Source organism: Paraburkholderia silvatlantica (genome assembly GCF_003096715.1).
In the GTDB taxonomy this organism is placed as follows: domain Bacteria; phylum Pseudomonadota; class Gammaproteobacteria; order Burkholderiales; family Burkholderiaceae; genus Paraburkholderia; species Paraburkholderia silvatlantica.
In genome coordinates, this window is sequence record NZ_QEOL01000010.1 from 166,565 (window position 1) to 184,198 (window position 17,634).

General features: G+C 67.2%; 15 protein-coding genes. 7 read left to right on the forward strand and 8 right to left on the reverse strand.

Going from position 1 to position 17,634, the window contains the following annotated elements:
- Positions 1–42 precede the first annotated feature (42 nt).
- Positions 43–1,359: an MFS transporter gene (locus tag C7411_RS15725; RefSeq protein ID WP_110385188.1), complete on the forward strand. Its 1,317-nt coding sequence runs from the start codon at positions 43–45 to the stop codon at positions 1,357–1,359.
- 7 nt (positions 1,360–1,366) lie between these two features.
- On the opposite strand, the gene C7411_RS15730 is transcribed toward C7411_RS15725, so the two are convergent.
- The 3 genes from C7411_RS15730 to C7411_RS15740 form a co-directional block, all read right to left on the reverse strand.
- Positions 1,367–3,415: an EAL domain-containing protein gene (locus tag C7411_RS15730; protein ID WP_110385189.1), complete on the reverse strand. Its 2,049-nt coding sequence runs from the start codon at positions 3,413–3,415 to the stop codon at positions 1,367–1,369.
- A gap of 222 nt (positions 3,416–3,637) precedes the next feature.
- Positions 3,638–4,570, reverse strand: coding sequence for a 2-hydroxyacid dehydrogenase (locus C7411_RS15735; RefSeq protein ID WP_110385190.1), 933 nt, complete (start codon positions 4,568–4,570; stop codon positions 3,638–3,640).
- Between the two features lie 67 nt (positions 4,571–4,637).
- Positions 4,638–5,618: an AraC family transcriptional regulator gene (locus C7411_RS15740; RefSeq protein WP_110385191.1), complete on the reverse strand. Its 981-nt coding sequence runs from the start codon at positions 5,616–5,618 to the stop codon at positions 4,638–4,640.
- A 191-nt stretch (positions 5,619–5,809) separates the two neighbouring features.
- On the opposite strand from C7411_RS15740, the gene C7411_RS15745 reads away from it, so the two are divergent.
- Together C7411_RS15745 and C7411_RS15750 are read left to right on the forward strand one after the other, a co-directional pair.
- On the forward strand, positions 5,810–6,862 hold the full coding sequence (locus C7411_RS15745; protein ID WP_042265159.1) for an NAD(P)-dependent alcohol dehydrogenase: 1,053 nt from the start codon (positions 5,810–5,812) through the stop codon (positions 6,860–6,862).
- Positions 6,863–7,163: 301 nt separating this feature from the next.
- On the forward strand, positions 7,164–8,126 hold the full coding sequence (locus C7411_RS15750; protein ID WP_110385192.1) for a LysR family transcriptional regulator: 963 nt from the start codon (positions 7,164–7,166) through the stop codon (positions 8,124–8,126).
- Between the two features lie 11 nt (positions 8,127–8,137).
- On the opposite strand, the gene C7411_RS15755 is transcribed toward C7411_RS15750, so the two are convergent.
- Positions 8,138–8,779 carry a C39 family peptidase gene (locus C7411_RS15755; protein WP_221206965.1) on the reverse strand — a complete coding sequence of 214 codons (642 nt, stop codon included), beginning with the start codon at positions 8,777–8,779 and terminating at the stop codon, positions 8,138–8,140.
- 322 nt (positions 8,780–9,101) lie between these two features.
- Here C7411_RS15755 and C7411_RS15760 point away from each other — a divergent pair, with 322 nt between their 5' ends.
- A complete protein-coding gene (locus tag C7411_RS15760; protein WP_110385193.1) occupies positions 9,102–9,956 on the forward strand; it encodes a helix-turn-helix domain-containing protein in 855 nt (284 codons plus the stop codon).
- A 111-nt stretch (positions 9,957–10,067) separates the two neighbouring features.
- Here C7411_RS15760 and C7411_RS15765 read toward each other — a convergent pair whose 3' ends face one another.
- Positions 10,068–11,909, reverse strand: coding sequence for an ATP-binding response regulator (locus C7411_RS15765; protein WP_181431344.1), 1,842 nt, complete (start codon positions 11,907–11,909; stop codon positions 10,068–10,070).
- 52 nt (positions 11,910–11,961) lie between these two features.
- The gene (locus C7411_RS15770) at positions 11,962–12,495 is read right to left on the reverse strand and encodes a putative pterin-binding protein (protein WP_110385194.1); all 534 of its coding nucleotides are present in this window, start codon (positions 12,493–12,495) and stop codon (positions 11,962–11,964) included.
- Positions 12,496–12,781: 286 nt separating this feature from the next.
- Between C7411_RS15770 and C7411_RS15775 the strand changes: the two genes are divergently transcribed.
- Complete coding sequence (locus tag C7411_RS15775) at positions 12,782–13,729, forward strand: phosphoribosyltransferase (RefSeq protein ID WP_110385195.1); 948 nt, start codon at positions 12,782–12,784, stop codon at positions 13,727–13,729.
- Between the two features lie 11 nt (positions 13,730–13,740).
- On the opposite strand, the gene C7411_RS15780 is transcribed toward C7411_RS15775, so the two are convergent.
- Positions 13,741–15,417 carry an ATP-binding domain-containing protein gene (locus C7411_RS15780; protein ID WP_110385196.1) on the reverse strand — a complete coding sequence of 559 codons (1,677 nt, stop codon included), beginning with the start codon at positions 15,415–15,417 and terminating at the stop codon, positions 13,741–13,743.
- Between the two features lie 216 nt (positions 15,418–15,633).
- On the opposite strand from C7411_RS15780, the gene C7411_RS15785 reads away from it, so the two are divergent.
- The gene (locus C7411_RS15785; protein ID WP_110385197.1) at positions 15,634–16,260 is read left to right on the forward strand and encodes a glutathione S-transferase family protein; all 627 of its coding nucleotides are present in this window, start codon (positions 15,634–15,636) and stop codon (positions 16,258–16,260) included.
- Positions 16,261–16,317: 57 nt separating this feature from the next.
- Positions 16,318–16,947, forward strand: a complete 630-nt coding sequence (locus C7411_RS15790; RefSeq protein ID WP_110385198.1) for a Fur family transcriptional regulator — start codon at positions 16,318–16,320, stop codon at positions 16,945–16,947.
- 113 nt (positions 16,948–17,060) lie between these two features.
- Here the strand turns inward: C7411_RS15790 and C7411_RS15795 are convergent, their stop codons facing one another.
- Positions 17,061–17,471: a response regulator gene (locus tag C7411_RS15795; RefSeq protein WP_042265144.1), complete on the reverse strand. Its 411-nt coding sequence runs from the start codon at positions 17,469–17,471 to the stop codon at positions 17,061–17,063.
- Between the last annotated feature and the right edge of the window lie 163 nt (positions 17,472–17,634).

The following is a 17,634-nucleotide window of genomic DNA, read 5'->3' on the forward strand; positions in this document are numbered from 1 at the left end:
CAGACCGGCCCAAGCCGGCTCACCCCGATCAAGGAGACATGCATGACCCGCACCGGCACCACCCCTGCGCGCCAGCCCGCCCGCGCTTCGCTCGCCGCATTTGTCGGCACCACCATCGAGTGGTACGACTTTTATATCTATGCCACCGCTTCGGCGCTCATCTTCGGCAAGCTGTTCTTCCCCTCCCACGAGCCGTTCTACAGCACGCTCGCGTCGTTCGGCACCTTCGCCGTGGGCTTCTTCGCGCGCCCCTTCGGCGGGCTCGTGTTCGGGCATCTGGGCGACCGGATCGGCCGCAAGAAGGCGCTCGTCGCGACACTGTCGATTATGGGCGTCGGCACCGTGGGCATCGGCTTTTTGCCGACCTATGCGAGCGCCGGCGCGCTCGCCCCGGCGCTCCTCGTGCTGCTGCGCGTGGCGCAAGGCATTGCGATCGGCGGCGAATGGGGCGGCGCGGTGCTCATGGCGGGCGAGCACGCGCCGAGAGAAAAGCGCACGTTTCTCGCCTCGTTTGCACAACTCGGCAGCCCGGCCGGCCTGATTCTCGCGCTGCTGGTGTTTCGCGGCATCGCGCAGCTCGACCGGGACGCGCTCTTTTCCTGGGGCTGGCGCTTGCCGTTCATCGCGAGCGCGGTACTGCTCGTGGTGGGCCTCTTGATCCGCTCGGGCGTAGGCGAGTCGCCGGAATTCGAGGCGATCAGGACGCAGCGCCGCACTGCCGCGATGCCAATCGTCGAAGTGCTGCGCGATTCGTGGCGCGCCGTGCTGCTATGTCTCGGCGCGAATGTGATCGGCGTGGCGGGTGCGTGGTTCGTCAACACCTTCATGCTCAACTACACCACGCAAACGCTCGGGCTCGACCGCGGGCTGATTCTCGACTGCCTGTTCGTCGTCGCGTTCATCCAGCTTTTTACCCAGCTCTTTTCCGGCTGGTTTGCCCAGCGCGTGGGCACCGGGCGGTTCCTCGTGCTGGCCGCCGCGCTGGCCATGATTTCGCCTTATCCGATGTTCGTGCTCGTCTCCACCGGCCGGCCGGTCGCCATCGTGGTCGGCATTGCGATTGCCGTGATGTGCATGTGCAGTTCGTACGCGGTGATGGCGGGCTTCATGACGAACGCGTTCCCGGTGCGCATTCGCTACTCGGCTATTTCGATATCCTACCAATGTTGCGCGGCGCTCGCGGGCGGTCTCACGCCGCTCGTCGGCACGCTGCTCGCGCATGATTATCCAGGCCAGTGGTGGCCGCTGGCCCTGTTCTACAGCACGCTTGCGGCCATTTCGCTCGTGTGTATCGCGGTGCTGCAGCGCAAGCAGTCGTCGGCCACGCAAGGCGATGCGGCGCTCGCCTTGCAGGATTAACGCTCTGCTACCCGGCCGCCGCAATGGCCTCGATCAGCCCGTTCAGCGCAACGCGCCATGCTTCGCTGTTCGGGCCTTCGGTCAGCAGCGCGCCAATCACCTCCCGATGCAACGCATCGCGTTGCGAGCCAGCCGGCAAAATATCGCCGAAGCCCGCCAGCGACTGTGCGAGCGGTTCGCGGCCGCCCTCGCCTGCTTCGCGCGTCAAGGCGCGCAAGAGGTCTTGTGCCGCTTCGGGCACGGCCGCGATCATGAGCATGCGCTCTTCCCAGATCACGAAGCGGGCGAGCCGCGCAAGCAGGCTCTCCGTTGCGGCGCCGCCTGCGACGTTCGCGGTCGCGGCAAAGGCCGGCGTCGTGTCGAGCCATTCGATGAGGCGCGCGCCTTCCATCGGCCTCGCGATGCCATAGCCTTGCGCGCCGTCCACGCCGAGAATGGCGAGCGCGCGAAGGAGGTCGAGCGTATCGACGCCTTCGGCAAGCACGCGTCTTCCCAGCGAATGACCGAGGCGCGTCAACTGGAAGATCACGCGCAGCGTATTGAGCGCGTCGCCGCCGCTCACCTTCACCATCTCGCGGTCGAGCTTGATCCAGTCGAACGGCAATTCCCGCAGACGCGTGAGGCCGCTATGCCCGGCACCGAGATCGTCCTGCGCGAGCAGCACGCCCAGCTCCCGGAACTTCGCGAGAATGGCGCGCTGCCCCTGGCTCAGCGACAGGGCTTCGTTCTCCAGAACTTCCAGCGTGAGCCGCGCGGCCGGGCAACGGTGCGCGGCCAGCGCGGTGCGGGCGGCTTCGAAATAGCGGATGTCGTTGAGTGCCGCCGGCGGCAAGTTGATCGAGACATCGAGGTCGCGGCCCTGGGCGCACCAGCGTTCGCGGTCGGCGAGCGCCTGGTCGATGCCGCGTGCGAAGAGCGCGAGCAGATCGTCGGAGGAGAGCGCCGAGAGAAACTCGTCGGGCACGAGCAGACGCTCGCCGTCGCGCAGACGCGCCAGCGCTTCGACCTTGGCCGCCTTGCCCGTTGCGAGGCTGAGCAGCGGCTGATAGTGCATTTCCAGCGCGCCGGTGCGCACAAGCGCTGCCCAATGCTGGCGCACGCTCACCGGCACCGCGGCGCCGAGGCCGTCGCTGGCGGAGATGCGCATCGCGGCGCAACCGAGCAGTGTTTGCAGCAAATCGACGAAGGCCACCTGATCGGGCCCGACGAAGCCACCCGGAAACGCGCTGTACAAACTCAGCACGGCGAGCGGCGGCTTCCCGGGCGCCGCCAGCGGTATCGCCACCGAAGAGCGCACGCCTTCGCGCGCGGCGAGATCGCGCCACAGCGCGACGAGCGGATCGGTCTGGTAGTTGACCACGCGCTCGGGCTTGCCGCTGCGCCACGCGCGCCCAATGCCCCCCTGCCCTTGCGGATGATCGGCGCGCACGCTGATTTCCTGATTGTGCGCGGCGAGCACGTTGAGCATGCCGCCTTCCGTCTTGCCGCCCGCGCCGGCCTCGAAGTGAAAAATGCCCGCTTCATCGGGGCGGCCGATGGTGCAGGCGCTCACTTCGTCGTGCGCCGCCAGTGCGGCGATCACCTGGTCGATGAAATTCGTGTAGCTGCCCGCTTCCCACACAAGGCGCGTGATGCGCAACAGCACTTCCTGCTGCGAGTCCTGGACGGCCTGATACGCCTTGAGTTGCCACGCGAGGTCGGCAGTCAGCCGGCGCGCGTAGAGCGAGAGTTGTTGCGTGCTCACCGTGCGGCCAATGTCCGCGTAGATCAGCTCCTGAAGAATGCCGCGGCTGCGCACGAGTTCTTCCTTGTCGAGCCCGACAATGGCGTGAATGCGGCCAATGCGCTGCGCCATGTCCTCGTGCTCGCGGGCGCTCAGGCCGACACTGGCGAGAGCAAGAAGATTCTGGATCTGCCGCGCCTTGAGGTGCGCGAGTTCCGCAGCCGAAAGCATTTCGAGGATGCGGCGGGATTTGGGCAAGCGGCCCAGCTCCTCGTAGAACCGGTTCACCACGTGGGCCGCGTGCTCGTGCAGCGCGCCAATCAGCGTTTTCATTTTTGAGCCTTCGATATCACCGCCCTGGCGTCACAGCCCAGATCGGCAAACTGGGCCGGGTGGCGCGCCAGGTTCATGGCCATAGTGGTCATTAGCGGCCGCTCGGACAGCGAATGTGGCTCGCACAGAAGGAATGATACGTCATGCGCCGCCGGCGTCCGCGCACGGCGCGCATACACGAGGCGGCGGACGCGGGCGCTAAAAGCCCCCCGACGCCCGCCTTCAAAGCGGAGTGAGCAGCGCCTCGCCCGCGAAGTGCCGCGCCGCGTTTTCGGCGAAGTGACGCAGCGTGGCGAAGCGCACGTCGGGCGACGCGCCGGCCACGTGCGGCGTGAGCACGATGTTCTCTAACCCGACGAGCGCAGCGGGCGGCTGCGGCTCGCCCTCGTAGACGTCGAGCCCCGCGCCGCCCAGCGTCCCCGCCTTCAGGGCGAGGGCAAGCGCGGCCGTATCGACCACGCTGCCGCGCGACACGTTGACGAGAAAACCCTGCGGCCCCAGCGCGTCGATCACGGCGCGGTCGATCAGATGCTTCGTTTGCGCGCCACCCGGCGTCGCGATCACGAGAAAGTCGCTCCATTGCGCGAGCGCCGTCACACTCTCGAAGTGGCGCGCCTCTACGCCTTCGCGCGGCTTGCGGTTGTGATAGCCGAGTTCCATGCCGAAGCCCGCGGCGCGTCGCGCGACCTTCTCGCCGATATGCCCGTAGCCGACAATGCCGAGCCGCCGCCCAGAAACCGTGGGACGCATGGGCAGCGCGTCGCGCCAGACACCCGTGCGGCAGGCGGCATCGAACTGCGGCACGGCTCGCACGGCCGCGAGCAGCAGCGCGAGCGCATGGTCGGCCACACAGTCGGCGTTGACGCCCGCGCCATTGCACAGCGCAATGCCGCGCTCGCGGGCGTGGTCGAGCGCGATATTTTCGTAACCGGCGCCAAGCGCGCCCGCCAGTTCGAGCGCGGGCATGCAGTCGATTTCGTCCGCGGTGAGGCCCGTCGTGCCGTTGGTGAGCACCACGCGCACGTCCTTGCCGCGCTGCGCGACCGCTTTGGCGCGCGCATCGGCATCGGGCGCGTAGATCACGTCGAATTGTTCGCCAAACCCGGCGAGCTCTTCATCGGCAAGCCGTATCAGGATCAGCAGGCATGGCTTCATGGTCGTGTCGCCCTTCCGTCATTGTTTCGATATGCGAATTGAATGCCGCAACGCCCGCGCGCAGACTTCACACGGCCGTCACATAGCGCGGGGGCAACGCCTCGACGCGCGGCGCGGCCGCCGCCGCTGCCGCGTCGCGCGCCCGGCGCATCTGGTCGGCAGGGCTCATGCCAAAGAGGCGCTTGAACTCGCGGCTGAACTGCGACGCGCTTTCGTAGCCCACGCGCGTGGCCGCCGCGCTCACGGTCAGGCCGTCGTGCGTGATCAGGAGGCGCGCATGATGCAGGCGCGTGGTCTTCACGTACTGCATGGGCGACGTCGAGGTGACGGCCTTGAAGTGCGCATGAAAGACGGCAAGGCTCATGCCCGCCTCGGAGGCAAGCGTTTCGACGTCGAGATCGCCGCGGTAGTCGGTGTGAATGCGCCGCAGCGCCTTCGCAATACGCCCGAAGTGATGCTGATGCGTGAGCGCCGCGCGAATCGCGTCGCCCTGCTCGCCCATGAGCACGCGGTAGCAGATCTCGCGCACGATCGAAGGGCCGAGAATGCGCGCCTCGTACGGCTGCGCGAGCGCTTCGAGCAAGCGCAGCACGGCGTTCGAGAGCGTGGCGTCGAGCGGCGTGGCGTAGATGCCCGAGGGTTCGGACACGGCGCGGCGCGGGTCGTCGAGCGCCATGAGCAGTTCGGCGACGGTCGTGAGATCGACGCGGATCGAAATGGCGAGAATCGGCTTTTCGGGGCTCGCCTCGGTCTCGCACTCGAACGGCATCGGCACCGAGAGGACCAGGTATTGCTGGGCGTCGTAGATGAACACCTGATCGCCGAGAAAGCCGCGCTTGCGCCCCTGGCAGACGATGAAAATGCTCGGTTCGTACATGACCGGCTGGCGCGGATGGCTTTCGCTGCCGCGGTAGAGCCGCACGCCTTCGACCGCCGTGGCGTGCACGCCGTCGCCCTGCGTGAGTTGCATGAGCAGGTCGACCGTGCGCGCCTGCGTGGCGGCCGCCGGCGCGATGGCCGCCGCGGCGAGGGTTTTGACGTAGCCCATATCGGTTGTGCCCCAAAAGATGAAGTCAGGCAGAGAAACAGGCTTGCCAATCTATCACCGAACCCGTGGATCTGCTGCGCGCCAGGAGAATCAGGCAAGCCTTCGATAGCTTCAGGTATTCCCTGGGTAGGTCCCGATCCTTACGATGGGAACCCTGCCGCAACCCCCAGGCACCAGAGGAGAGCCAACCCATGTACCCAACCTACGGATACGCCGCCCGCGACGCCGCCTCGCCGCTCGCCCCGTTCGAATTCCAGCGCCGCGACCTGCGCGAACTCGACGTCCGTATCGACGTGCTGTTCTGCGGCGTGTGCCACTCCGACCTGCACCAGGCGCGCGACGAATGGCGCAACACGATTTACCCGGTGGTCCCGGGCCACGAAATCGTCGGCCGCGTGACCGAAACCGGCAAGGGCGTCACGAAGTACAAGGTGGGCGAACTCGTTGGCGTGGGCTGTCTCGTCGACTCGTGCCGCACCTGCCCGAGCTGCGCCGAAGGCCTCGAACAGTATTGCGAGAACGGCTGGGTCGGCACCTATAACGGCGCCGACCGCGTGAGCGGCGACATCACCTACGGCGGCTACTCCACGCAGCTCGTGGTGGACGAAGCGTTCGTGCTGCGCGTGCCGGAAAACCTCGATGCCGCCGCAGCCGCGCCGCTGCTGTGCGCGGGCATCACCACGTACTCGCCGCTGCGCACGTGGGGCGCGGGCCCCGGCAAGAAAGTCGGCATCGTGGGTCTCGGCGGCCTCGGCCATATGGGCGTGAAGCTCGCGCATGCCATGGGCGCGCACGTGGTGCTGTTCACCACGTCGCCCTCGAAGATCGAAGACGGCAAGCGGCTCGGCGCGGACGAAGTGGTGATCTCGAAAGACCCGGAGCAGATGAAGGCGCACGCCAACAGCTTCGACCTGATCGTGAACACCGTGGCCGCGCAGCACGACCTCAACCCGTTCATCGAGCTGCTGCGCCGTGACGGCACGATGACGCTGGTGGGCGCGCCCGAGCACGATCACCCGTCGCCGCAAGTGTTCAACCTGATCATGAAGCGCCGCCGTCTGGCGGGCTCGCTGATCGGCGGCATTGCAGAAACCCAGGAAATGCTGGACTTCTGCGGCAAGCATGGCATTACGTCGGATATCGAAATGATCAAGATGCAGGACATCAACAACGCCTATGAGCGCATGCTCAAGAGCGATGTGAAGTACCGCTTCGTGATCGACCTCGATTCGCTGCGCAAGTAACGCGCACGCCGCGCAGGCAACAAGACCCGCGCATCCTGACGTAACGCCCTGCCCCGCCGGGCCATCCCCTTCCGGATGGCCCGCCAGCCCTTCCCCTTCGAGGCCTCCTTTTTTGGCCTCCCGTAGTCGAGCCGGCGCCCGCGTGCGCCGCCATCCAATCGTCATCGCCGTTTAACCGCTGAGCGTCGCTTTCCGCGAGACGCCCGCACCGCGAAGCGCTTTCGTCGCGACGCGGCTCACCCTTTTTCTGCAGCAGCGCGGATTTCGTTCAAGCCTCAAGCCCATTCTCAGGAGCTCGCCCGTGATCGACCGCATCCAGGCGATGCGCACGTTCGTGCGCATCGTCGACACCAATAGTTTCACCAAGGCCGCGCAGTCGCTCGATATGCCGCGCGCCAGCGCCACCACGCTGATGCAGAACCTCGAATCGCTGCTCGGCACGCAATTGCTCGTGCGCACGACGCGGCGCCTTTCGCTCACGCCCGAAGGCGCCGCGTACTACGAACGCGCCTCGCAGATCCTCGCCGACATCGACGATGCCGAGGCGAGCGTGCGCCAGTCGCCCGGCGCGATCGGCGGCCGCTTGCGCGTGGAGATGCCGGGCCTCATCGCCAACGCGATCGTGCTACCCGCGCTCGACGCCTTCCACGCGCGCTATCCGCAGATCGAGCTCGCGATCGGCGTGAGCCTGCGCAACGTCGATCTCGTCGGCGAAGGCGTGGATTGCAGCATCCAGCTCGGCGAACTGCCCGACTCGGGACTCGCTGCGCGGCGTCTCGGCGTGCTGGAGCACGTGACCTGCGCGAGCCCCGCGTACCTCGAGCGGCACGGCGCGCCGCAAACGCTCGACGATCTCGCGCAGCATCCGGTCGTCAACTTCCTCTCGCCGCTCACGGGCCGCCCGTTCGAGTTCGACTTCGAGGTGGACGGCAGTCCGACCAAGGTAAAGGTGGATGGGTTCGTGCATGTCTCAGACGAGTTCGCCTACCTTACCTGCGGTCTGCAGGGCTACGGCCTCATCCAGCCGCCGCTGCTCGCGGCGCAGCCGTACCTCGACAGCGGTGCGCTGCAAGAGGTGCTGCCGCAGTGGAAGCCGCTGCCCACGCCAGTATCGGTGGCGTTCGTGAAGTCGCGCCAGCTGTCGCCGCGCGTGCGCGTATTCGTCGACTGGCTCGCGGAGCTGTTCGAGGACGCGGGCGCGATCAACCGCGATCTCTCGCGGGTGAGGCAGCTGCTGGAGGGGCTGCAGCCGGCGACGGCCTGACGCCAGCGCCTTCAGCGCGGCCGGGCAAGCGCCATGCCCCGCCGCGCGTGAAACCGCGCGACCGTCTCATAAGGCAGCCAGGCATCCGCCTGATACGGCGCGATGCCCGACGGATTGTGGAACCAGACGCCGCCGTCGCCGCGCCCGTGCAGCAGGATCAGGTGGCCGCCCTGGCCGGGGTGCGTCCGCTCGGGGTAGCGGATCTCGGGGCTCACGGACACGATGGCGAGCGTATCGGCATTGATGCGCGCGGCGCTCGCCTCGATGCCCTCGTCGGTCATCACCTCCACGCGCACGCCGAACGCGGCCTCCACCCATCCGGCGAACGGGCGGTAGATCAACCCGTCCACGCCGCCATCTTCGCGCACGCGATACACGCCGTGCCGCAACGCCTCTTCGAGCATCTGCGCGCGCGGCGCATGCGCGACGCCCCAGTAGTCGAGCGCCGATTCGAGGCAGGTCAGGCCGCACAGACGCCTGGCCCAGAAGCGATAGGCGTCGGCCTCGGTGAAGCCGCTCGCGCGCCAGTGCGGGTCCTCGCACGGGTCGGCGCCGCGCTCGACGATGGGTGCCACCCAGTCGGCGCTGCCCCACTGGCTGTAATACGGCACGCCTTCATGCCGCCATGTCCCTTCGTTGCGCACATCGTCCAAGCGATACCCCTCTACGCAGTATGGTTGATCTTTCGCGCGCGAGCGCACGGCGTTCAAAATCGTGCATCTTCGCAGCCGCGCGTCGTCCCCGCAATGCCGCGAATATCGCAAGCTGGGTGTAAACGAAGCCGGATAGACGCTTACATTCCCGTTTTTCGGCGCCGCATTACATTTAGCTAAAATAGCGCCGCCATTGGCGTTTTATGCGTTTAGAATATCGTGCTCCCGTGCGCAGGCCGCGCGAGGTCCGGTTGTACCGGCCCCGCGGCGCCACGGCATGATCAATCAGAAACTGAATCCACGAATTCCCCCTTTGAGCAGTATGTCGAACGTTGCATACACAACCGACTCAGCCTCGGTGGCGGAGCGCGTACGCGAGTTGATGAGCCGTCACGGCATCGGCAAGCGTCAGCAAACTACCGAGCTGTGCCGGATTCTTGACCTGAGCTTTTCACAGGGGCACCGCAAGCTGCGCGGCAACAGCCCGTGGACGCTCGCGCAGATCAAGAAAGTGGCCGAAGCGTTCGGCGAACCCGCGGGCCAGTTGTTCGGCGCGCAGTTGCTCGACCCCGGCATGGTCGGGGCGAGCGCTCAGGAGGCGATACTCTGCGTGAGCGCCGCCGAACTGCCATGCACCGCGTGGATCGGCGCGCCGGTCGAGGCGGGCAGCCGCCCCGATTTCGTCGCCTATGAAAAGCAGGGCCAGTGGCGCGTGGTGCGCCCGGACGGCGCGCTCTACCAGAACGCACGGGAAGTCCACAAGATCGAGATCTACCCGCGCCGCGCCGAGTCTGACAAACCGCTCATCGCCGTCGTGGACGACGACCGCTCCTCCGCCGACAACCTGCGCGACTACCTCGAACACAGCGGCTACACGGCGCTCGCGCTCTACGGCCTCGCGGCATTCAACGAAGCGCTCGAGAACAACGTGTTCGACGGCGTGGTGATCGACTGGCTGTTCGGCAGCCAGACCGCCGCCGAGGCGATCCGCAGCGTGCGCGCCTCCGAAAACCCCGACGCGCCTATCTTCGTGCTCACCGGCGAACTGCTGACCGGCAAGGCCAGCGAGTCGGAGATCAGTCTGGTCGTGCGTCATTACAACGTCGCGTGCTATGAAAAACCGGCGCGCATGGCGATTCTTGTCGCTGATCTTTCGAAGCGGCTCAATCGAGGGTGAGGGGTGCCTGGCGCGGGGCGTTGTTGTGCTGGTTTCTTGCCGCTTTGGCCTTTTCTTGAATTCGCGTCCCGACGCGAATTCAAGAAAAGGCCAAAGCGCCAGGAGGCACAGTCAAGCCGCCGCCCGCGGCACACTCAACGCCCGCTGCAGCGCCGCACGCAGCACCTCATAATGCACCGGCTTCGTAAGCCGATCAAAAAACAGCGCACCCTCGCCGCCCAGCGCGTCCTCAGGCAGCGCCGCAAGTCCCGCCACATCGGCGCTCACCGCAATCACGCGCGGCTGCGCAAGCACGTCCTGCGCGGTTTCGAGCCCCGCCACGAAGTCGTAGCCGTCGCGCCCCGGCATATGCAGGTCGAGCAGCACCACGTCGCACGCCTCGCGCGCGAGCAGCGCGAGCGCGCTGTCGGCGTCGCCGGCCGCGAGCGCGCGGTAGCCCATGTGCGCGACCATCTCGCACAGCGAATCGCGCACGAGCGGGTTGTCGTCGACCACCAGCACCTGCGGCACCGTCCGCGCGGACAGCGCCGCTTCGGCCACGGCCGCGGGCGCCGGCGGCTCGACTGGCGTGACAGGGATGCGCACAGTGAAGGTCGTGCCTTTGCCCACGCGGCTTTGCGTCTCGATCGTGCCGCCGAACAGTTCGACGAGGCCGCGCACGATCGCAAGCCCCATCCCCGCGCCCTCGTAGCGCCGCGAGCGCGACGTGTCGAGCTGCGTGAACTCCTTGAAGATGAGCGGAATCTGGTCCGGCGCCACGCCAGGCCCCGTGTCGCCGACGACGATCACGAGCGTGTCGCCGCCACCGGGCTTCGGCGCGCCTTCCTCGTCCTGCGACGGCCGCGCGTCCCTCGCGGGCGCCTGCAGCCAGAACTCGAGCCGCACCTTGCCACGCTCCGTGTAGCGGATCGCATTCGTGACGAGGTTGCCGGCGATCTGGCGAATACGATGCGGGTCGGCCACCACGCGCCGCTGCGCTCCCACCCACGCATGCTCGAACACAAGCCCGCGCGAGCTCGCCGCCTGCTCGTTCTCGTCGACGATCGACTGCAGCAGTTCGCGCGGCTCGAACTCTTCCTGCCGCAATTCGAGCTTGCCCGCGCCGAGACGCGCGTAATCGGTCAAGTCCTTCGTCTGCGCTTCGAGCTGGCGCGCGGCGGTCTCGAGGCGCTGTATCACTTTGCAGTCGGCTTCCGAATGCGAGTTGAAGCCGAGCAGTTCGATCGACGAAACGATCGCGTGCAGCGGCGTGCGCAGTTCGTGGCTGATCATGCCGAGGAAGGCGTCCTTCGCCATGCTCGCCTCGCGCGCGGCGCGGCTCGCCTGGTGCTCGGCTTCGAGCGCCGCGCGCTGCTGGTGCAGCAGGCGCGTGCGCCGGTAGCCGTTCATCACGAGCAGCACGCCCGCTGCCGCCGAAAGCACGAGCAGCACGAGCCCGGACGCGAATAGTTCGCGGCGTTTGGCGATGAAGTCGTGCCGGATCGCTTCGCGCTCGGTCACGTCGGCGAAACGCCGGTTCAGCGCCAGATCGGTCACCTGGGTCCAGTGCAGGTCGAGCGCCATGAGCATCGGCGCCGCGCGTTCCGGGTTGTCCGCGAGCGTGGCGATTTCCGCGTCGAATGGTGCGATCGTCGCGTAGAGAATAGCGAGATCGGCGTCCTGGCGCTGCTTCAGGCCCGGCGTCGAGTCGAGCGAGAGCGTCGAGCCCTTCATCACATTGAGCTTCGACTGCAGCACCTCATAGCGCAGCCGCACCTTGTCGAGATCGCGGTCGATGCCATCAGCGAACATCAGCAACTGGCTCTCGAAGCGCGCATAGGCGATCTGGAGCTGCGCGGCGTCCCAGTACAGGCCGTCGTAATTGCTCGTGATGCGCTGCACGACCTGCGGATTGAGCAGGTTCGCATAGAGCAGGTAGCCGACTGCCACCACGGGCGGCGCGAGCGCCGCCATCCAGATGATCGCCTGCAGCAGGCGTCGCAAGGGACGTTGTATCACCCGCTACTCACCGCTTGATCGTCATCGACTTGATCTGCCACGCGAACTTCGCGTCGCCAGCCGGGCCGTCGAGCTCGAGCGGATGCTGGTCGCGTGGGTAGATCAGAAACAGCGGGCCGAAATCGCTCACCTTCAGCCGCTGGCCGTTCATCGCATAGGCGACCACCACGCCGTAGCGCGCGGCGTCGGCAACGGGCACGACGCAGGTGTAGTCGTCGAGCGTGTGGATCTCGATCTGGCTGCCGTAGGCGCCCACGGCCTTGAGCACGTCCGAAAGCAGCGGGCCCGTGAAGGTCGAGCGCGGCGTCCACGTCGTGGCCGTCGTGATCGAATGGGCGGGCAGCGCGAGCAACTGCGCCTCGCTGAAGTGATATGCCGTGTGGGACGCGTTGTTGGTCACGCGCACCTCGCCATCGACGTCGAGCGAGAGCGAACTCACAGAACCCGCCGCCTGCGCCGAGGGTGCAAAAAACGGCGCCGCGCCCGCCAGCGCGAACCCCGCCACGGCGGCCCAACGCCGCCGCCAGCCTGGCCATCCCATCCAATGCCACATCTTGCCCGAGCCCTTTCGCGCGATGATTCGCGTCGTTGTCGTGTGTCTTCGTGCAGCGGCTGCGCCGCTTTTCCTGCTGCTTTTCCCGCGATTTCCCGCAACCTCCACGCGCCATGCCAGCAGGCGCGGGGGAGCATAGGCATAATATCGTCAAACATTGGACTGACCATAGCCGTCTTTTTCCCGTATTCCGCTATCGGAAACGCGCGTTGCGCATTCGCCGCGCATTCGCCGCGCTTTTGCCGATTACGCGTTTCGTCACCCATTTCAACCCATGGATAAACCTGTCGTTCCGCTCACCTACGAACAGCTCGATCACTGGGTCGAGACGCTGCAACCGGCGCTGATCGCGGAGGAATTCGACCTCGTGGTCGGCATCCTGCGCGGCGGAGCGCCGCTCGCGCTGATGGTTTCGCACGCAACGGGCGCGGGTGTCGCCTTCCTGCGCTACGACCGCGCCACGCGCGAAGTGCGCTGGGACTCCACGTTGCCGCTGCCCGAACCGGGCTCGAAAGTGCTGCTCTGCGAGGACATCGCGGGCCGCGGCCATACCCTTGTGGACTGCATCGCGTTCCTGAGCGAGCACGGGCTCGTCGTGCGCACGCTCACCGGCGCCTACGACGACCTCAGCCGTTTGCGCCCCGATTATTCGATCGACGCAAGCGGTTATTTCGCGCTCTTCCCGTGGGAGCGCCAGGCCTACACCGACCGCTATCGCGCCGACTGGATCCGCGAGGGCGAAGGCGAAGGCACGCGCATGGCCGACGACCACGAGTACGCCGTCTACGCGATCGATCTCGACGGTGTCCTGCTCCCCGATATTCCCGTCTCGCGCTACGACGAAGACCTCGTCGCCGCGCTCGCCGAGCGCGATGAGCTGGTGCCGTTCGAGCGCTTGCCCGGCATCGACATCAAACGCACGCGCGCGATCATCACGGGCCGTCCGGAGATCGACCGCGAACGCACGCTCGCCTGGCTCGAACGCCACGGCTTCGGGCACCTCGAACTGATCATGCGCGCGCCGGACGCGCACGACGACACGGCCGCGGCCGTGGCTGCGCACAAGGCCGCGGCGGCGATCCGCAGCGGCGTCACGCACTTCATCGAGAGCGATCCGGTGCAGGCCATCCTGATCGCCCAGACCGCGCCGCTCCTGCGCGTAATCTGGTGGAACGCCCAGGCGCGCACGGGCACGCTGATCGGCGCCTCGGCCTGGAGCTGAGCGAGCAGCGCTCAGACGCCGCCGCGCTGGCCCTCGATGAACCGCGCGGCGCGCGGCGACGCCACCACGATCAGTTTCATGGCCGCACGCGTCGCGCCGACAAAAAGTTTGCGCGCGGCGCGCTCGTCGAATGACTCGAAGTCCACCTCGGTCAGGATCACGCACGGCGCGGACTGTCCCTTGAAGCGGTAGATCGAATCGAGCAGCACGTCGCCCTCGCGGTACTGCGGATTGCCGAACAGGTCGTATTGACCCGTGAAGCTGCGCAGCCGGTGCGGGCCGAGCTGATCGAGCGCCGTGAACAGCGAATGCTCGCGCCCGCGATAGGAAAGCACGACGATGTCCTGCTTGCGAAAGCCGAGCGAGAGCGCCTGCGTGATCGCGCGTTTGGTCGCCAGAACGACGCCCGGCTCAGCGCCGGGTTCGTTTTCATGCTCGTCCCAGCTCGCCACCGTCACGTCGGAGCCGTCGAACGGACTCCCCGCAGCGAGCTGCGCGATGGCGGGCACGGTCGGTCCGGCCACGTCGCGCAGAAACGCGAGGATGTCGCGCGGGCTGCGGTAGTTCGTGTTCTCGCGCAGCACGGTCCAGCCCGCCAGCGCGAGCGGCTCGCGCACGTACAGGTTTTGCAGCGGATCTTCCAGCCACCACCATGCCGCGTCCGGCCGCAGCAGACGCGCGAGTGCGCCGACCCACGGCTGCTGGAAGTCCTGCCCTTCGTCGATGATCAGCACATCGAACTGCCAGCGCCCGGCAATCGGCATCTCGCCGAAGCGCCGCACGAGGTCGTCGAACGCGCCAGGGCTCCCGAAGTCGGGCACGTGGCCGCCGTCACGCGCGACCCAGTCGCACAGCTGATGATAGGTCGCCACCTTCGCCCCCGGCGGCGCAAGCTGCGCGATGTGATCCGCGAGCGGCCGGTTGAAACACACGTAGAGCGTGCGTGCGCCGCGCGCCACCGCGTCCTTCATGACCTGCACGGCCAGTTGCGTCTTGCCCGAGCCCGCCGTGCCGATCACGCGCAGCCGGAACGGGGCGAATTCGAGCCGCCGCGCCCATGTAGCGAGCCCGCCCGCGAGCCGCGTGACGAGCGTGCCGGCCGCGCCAAGCAGCGCGCTGGTGTCGGGCGTGAGCGACAGCTCGTCGGCGAGGAAGTGATGGATCTTCGCGGCGCACGGCAGGCGCGGCTCGTCGGCGGGCATGGCTTCGAGCACGATGGCGGCGAGCTGCGTCTTGCGCGTGGCGTCGACGATCCGCGCGGGATTCACGCCCGCGATGGCGGGCTCGCGCACCACGTGGTCCGGGCAGTAGAACAGCTCTTCGAGCACATAGGTGCCCGCGCCGAACGTGGCGGTGAAGCGCCGGTGCAGCCCTTCGACCGTGCGCGCCAGCGCGATCGCCACGTTGCGCTCGGTTTGCATGTACGCCTTGACGAGCCCGCCCGGCGTTTCGCGCAAAAAACCCGTTTTCTGTTCGACGATCATCACGCGCCCGGCCGGACTGACGATCACGAAATCGGCCTCGCCGAAGACCGAAAACCCTTCGGAAAGCCGCGTCCAGTGCACGCCGTGATAGACGGTGTAGCCGTTCGGCAAACCGCGCGCGAGCGCGGCGAGCGTTTCGCGCTCGCGCGCGGCGGCGCCGGTGGCTTCGAGATGCTGCCAGTCGTCGGGGACAATACGGGCCATGGGCGAGTCTCGGGCGAAGGTTGAGGTTCGTGGCGGCCGCGCTGGCAATCGAGGGAGCGGTGCCGCACGAAGCGGGCGCGGCGGCGGAACTCCCGGCGCCGCGCAGCGCCTATTCTACGAAATGCCTGGCTGCACAAAAAACCGCGCGAGAATCGTGTATCGTGGCGACCTGCGCCAGGCTTGACCCTTTTTCCCCTTGCAAGGAGTACGCGCCAGATGATCACGATCTGGGGACGCGCCAATTCGGTGAATGTCCAGAAAGTCCTGTGGTGTTGCGATGAGCTCGTGCTGCCGTTCCAGCGCATCGACGCGGGCGGTCCGTTCGGCCATCTCAACGAGCCTTCCTATCTCGCCATGAATCCGAACGGCAAGATCCCGACGATCACCGACGGCACGTTCGTGCTGTGGGAGTCGAACGCGATCCTGCGCTATCTGGCGATGGAGTATGGCCCCTCGAGCCTGCTCTACCCGACCGACCCGAAGGTACGCGCCGCGATCGAGCGCTGGCTCGACTGGTCGATCGGCACGCTCGCGCCCGCCGAGCGCCCCGTGTTCCTCGCGCTCGTGCGCACGCCGCCCGAACAGCGCGACACGGCGAAGATCGCCGCCGATTTCGATCAGTTGACGCCGCTTTGGAGGCTGCTCGACCACCATCTGCAAGGCCGCTTCTTCCTGGAAAACGAGCGCTTCTCGCTCGCCGACATCGTGCTCGGCGCGTACGCGCGGCGTTGGTTCGGGCTCGAAGGCGTGGAGCGCGAGCCGCTGCCGAATCTCGAGCGCTGGTATCAGCGCATCGCGCAGCGCCAGGGTTTCCGCAAGTACATCGATCTGCCGCTCACCTGAGCCGTCGCGCCATGGCGGCGCGGGCGGCCGGGCGGCGCGCCCCGTATAATCGCAGGCATGAAGACAGCAAAACCGTCCCCGGACGCCCCGGGCTTGCACAGCGGCACGCACGGCGAGGTGCACGATCACGGCCACGCCCGCTCGCACGGCGGCGTAGAGCGCGCTTCGGTCGAGTCCGCGCTCGCGATGGCCGAGGCCTATTGCCGCGAGCGCGGCGAAAAGCTCACGCCGATCCGCCGCAAGGTGCTGGAGTTGCTGCTCGCCTCGGGACGCGCGACCAAGGCGTATTCCCTGCTCGACGAAATGCGCCAGATCCATCCGGGTTCGGCGCCGCCCACGGTCTACCGGGCGCTCGACTTCCTGCTGTCGGCGGGACTCATCCACCGCATCGAGTCGATCAACGCGTTCGCCGTGTGCCACGACCTCACGCAGTGTCAGCACGGCATTCTCGTGGTGTGCCAGCAGTGCGGCAACGTCACCGAGCTGCACGAGCCCAAGCTGCGCCAGGCGTTGGTCGCGCAGATCGAGGCCGCGGGCTACCGGCTCGCCGGCGACGGCATCGAACTCAAGGGTCTCTGCGCGCAATGCCAGGAGAGTCAGGCGAATTCGGCCGTCAAGACTGCACAGCCGGGCGCCGCCGGCACGCCCGAAGCCGCCGCGCAGTCCTCGTCCGTTATCGTCCGTTAGCTAGCCGTCTTTGCCCGCCGTTCAGCGCAGGCAACAGTTCCGCATGCGCCGCATGCCGCGGCGCTTCAGTCCATCTGCGCCCGCACCTTTCCCGCCGTGCCACGCGCGCCGCGTCACAGCGACTGGCGCGCGTCGATCGCGTCGCTCAGCAGCGTCACCAGATCTTCCGGCCGGGCCGGCTTGGTCATGAAGTGCTGGAAGCCCTCGCCGATGCTGCGCAAACGCCAGCTTTCGTCGGTATGGCCCGTGAGCGCGACCGCAACGGTCGGGGCGTGATCGCCGCGAATTTCGTAGTCGCGCAGACGCTGGATCAGGTAGAAGCCGTCCATGGCCGGCAGGTCGAGATCGCAGACCACGGCGTCGGGGTGCAGGCTCAGGGCCGCTTCGACGCCCGTTTCGGCGTCTTCGACCGCCACGACATGCGCACCCTCCGCCTCGAGCAGCGAAGTCAGTGACGCCCGGCTGTGCGGGTCGTCTTCGACCAGGACGATGGTCGTCCGGTCGAGCTTGTGTACTGCATTCATTGTTTGCTTACATGCCTTTCTGTCTGTCAGGCCGAGTGCCGCAAGGCTACGAGCCCGGAGTCACGCCGGGCCCACGGCAACGCGGGCCGTCCTGATAGAGCAATCTTGATGCCGTCCGGTTCCTGCGTGCCGCGCGAGCGCTCATCCGCGCCGCGCACGATAG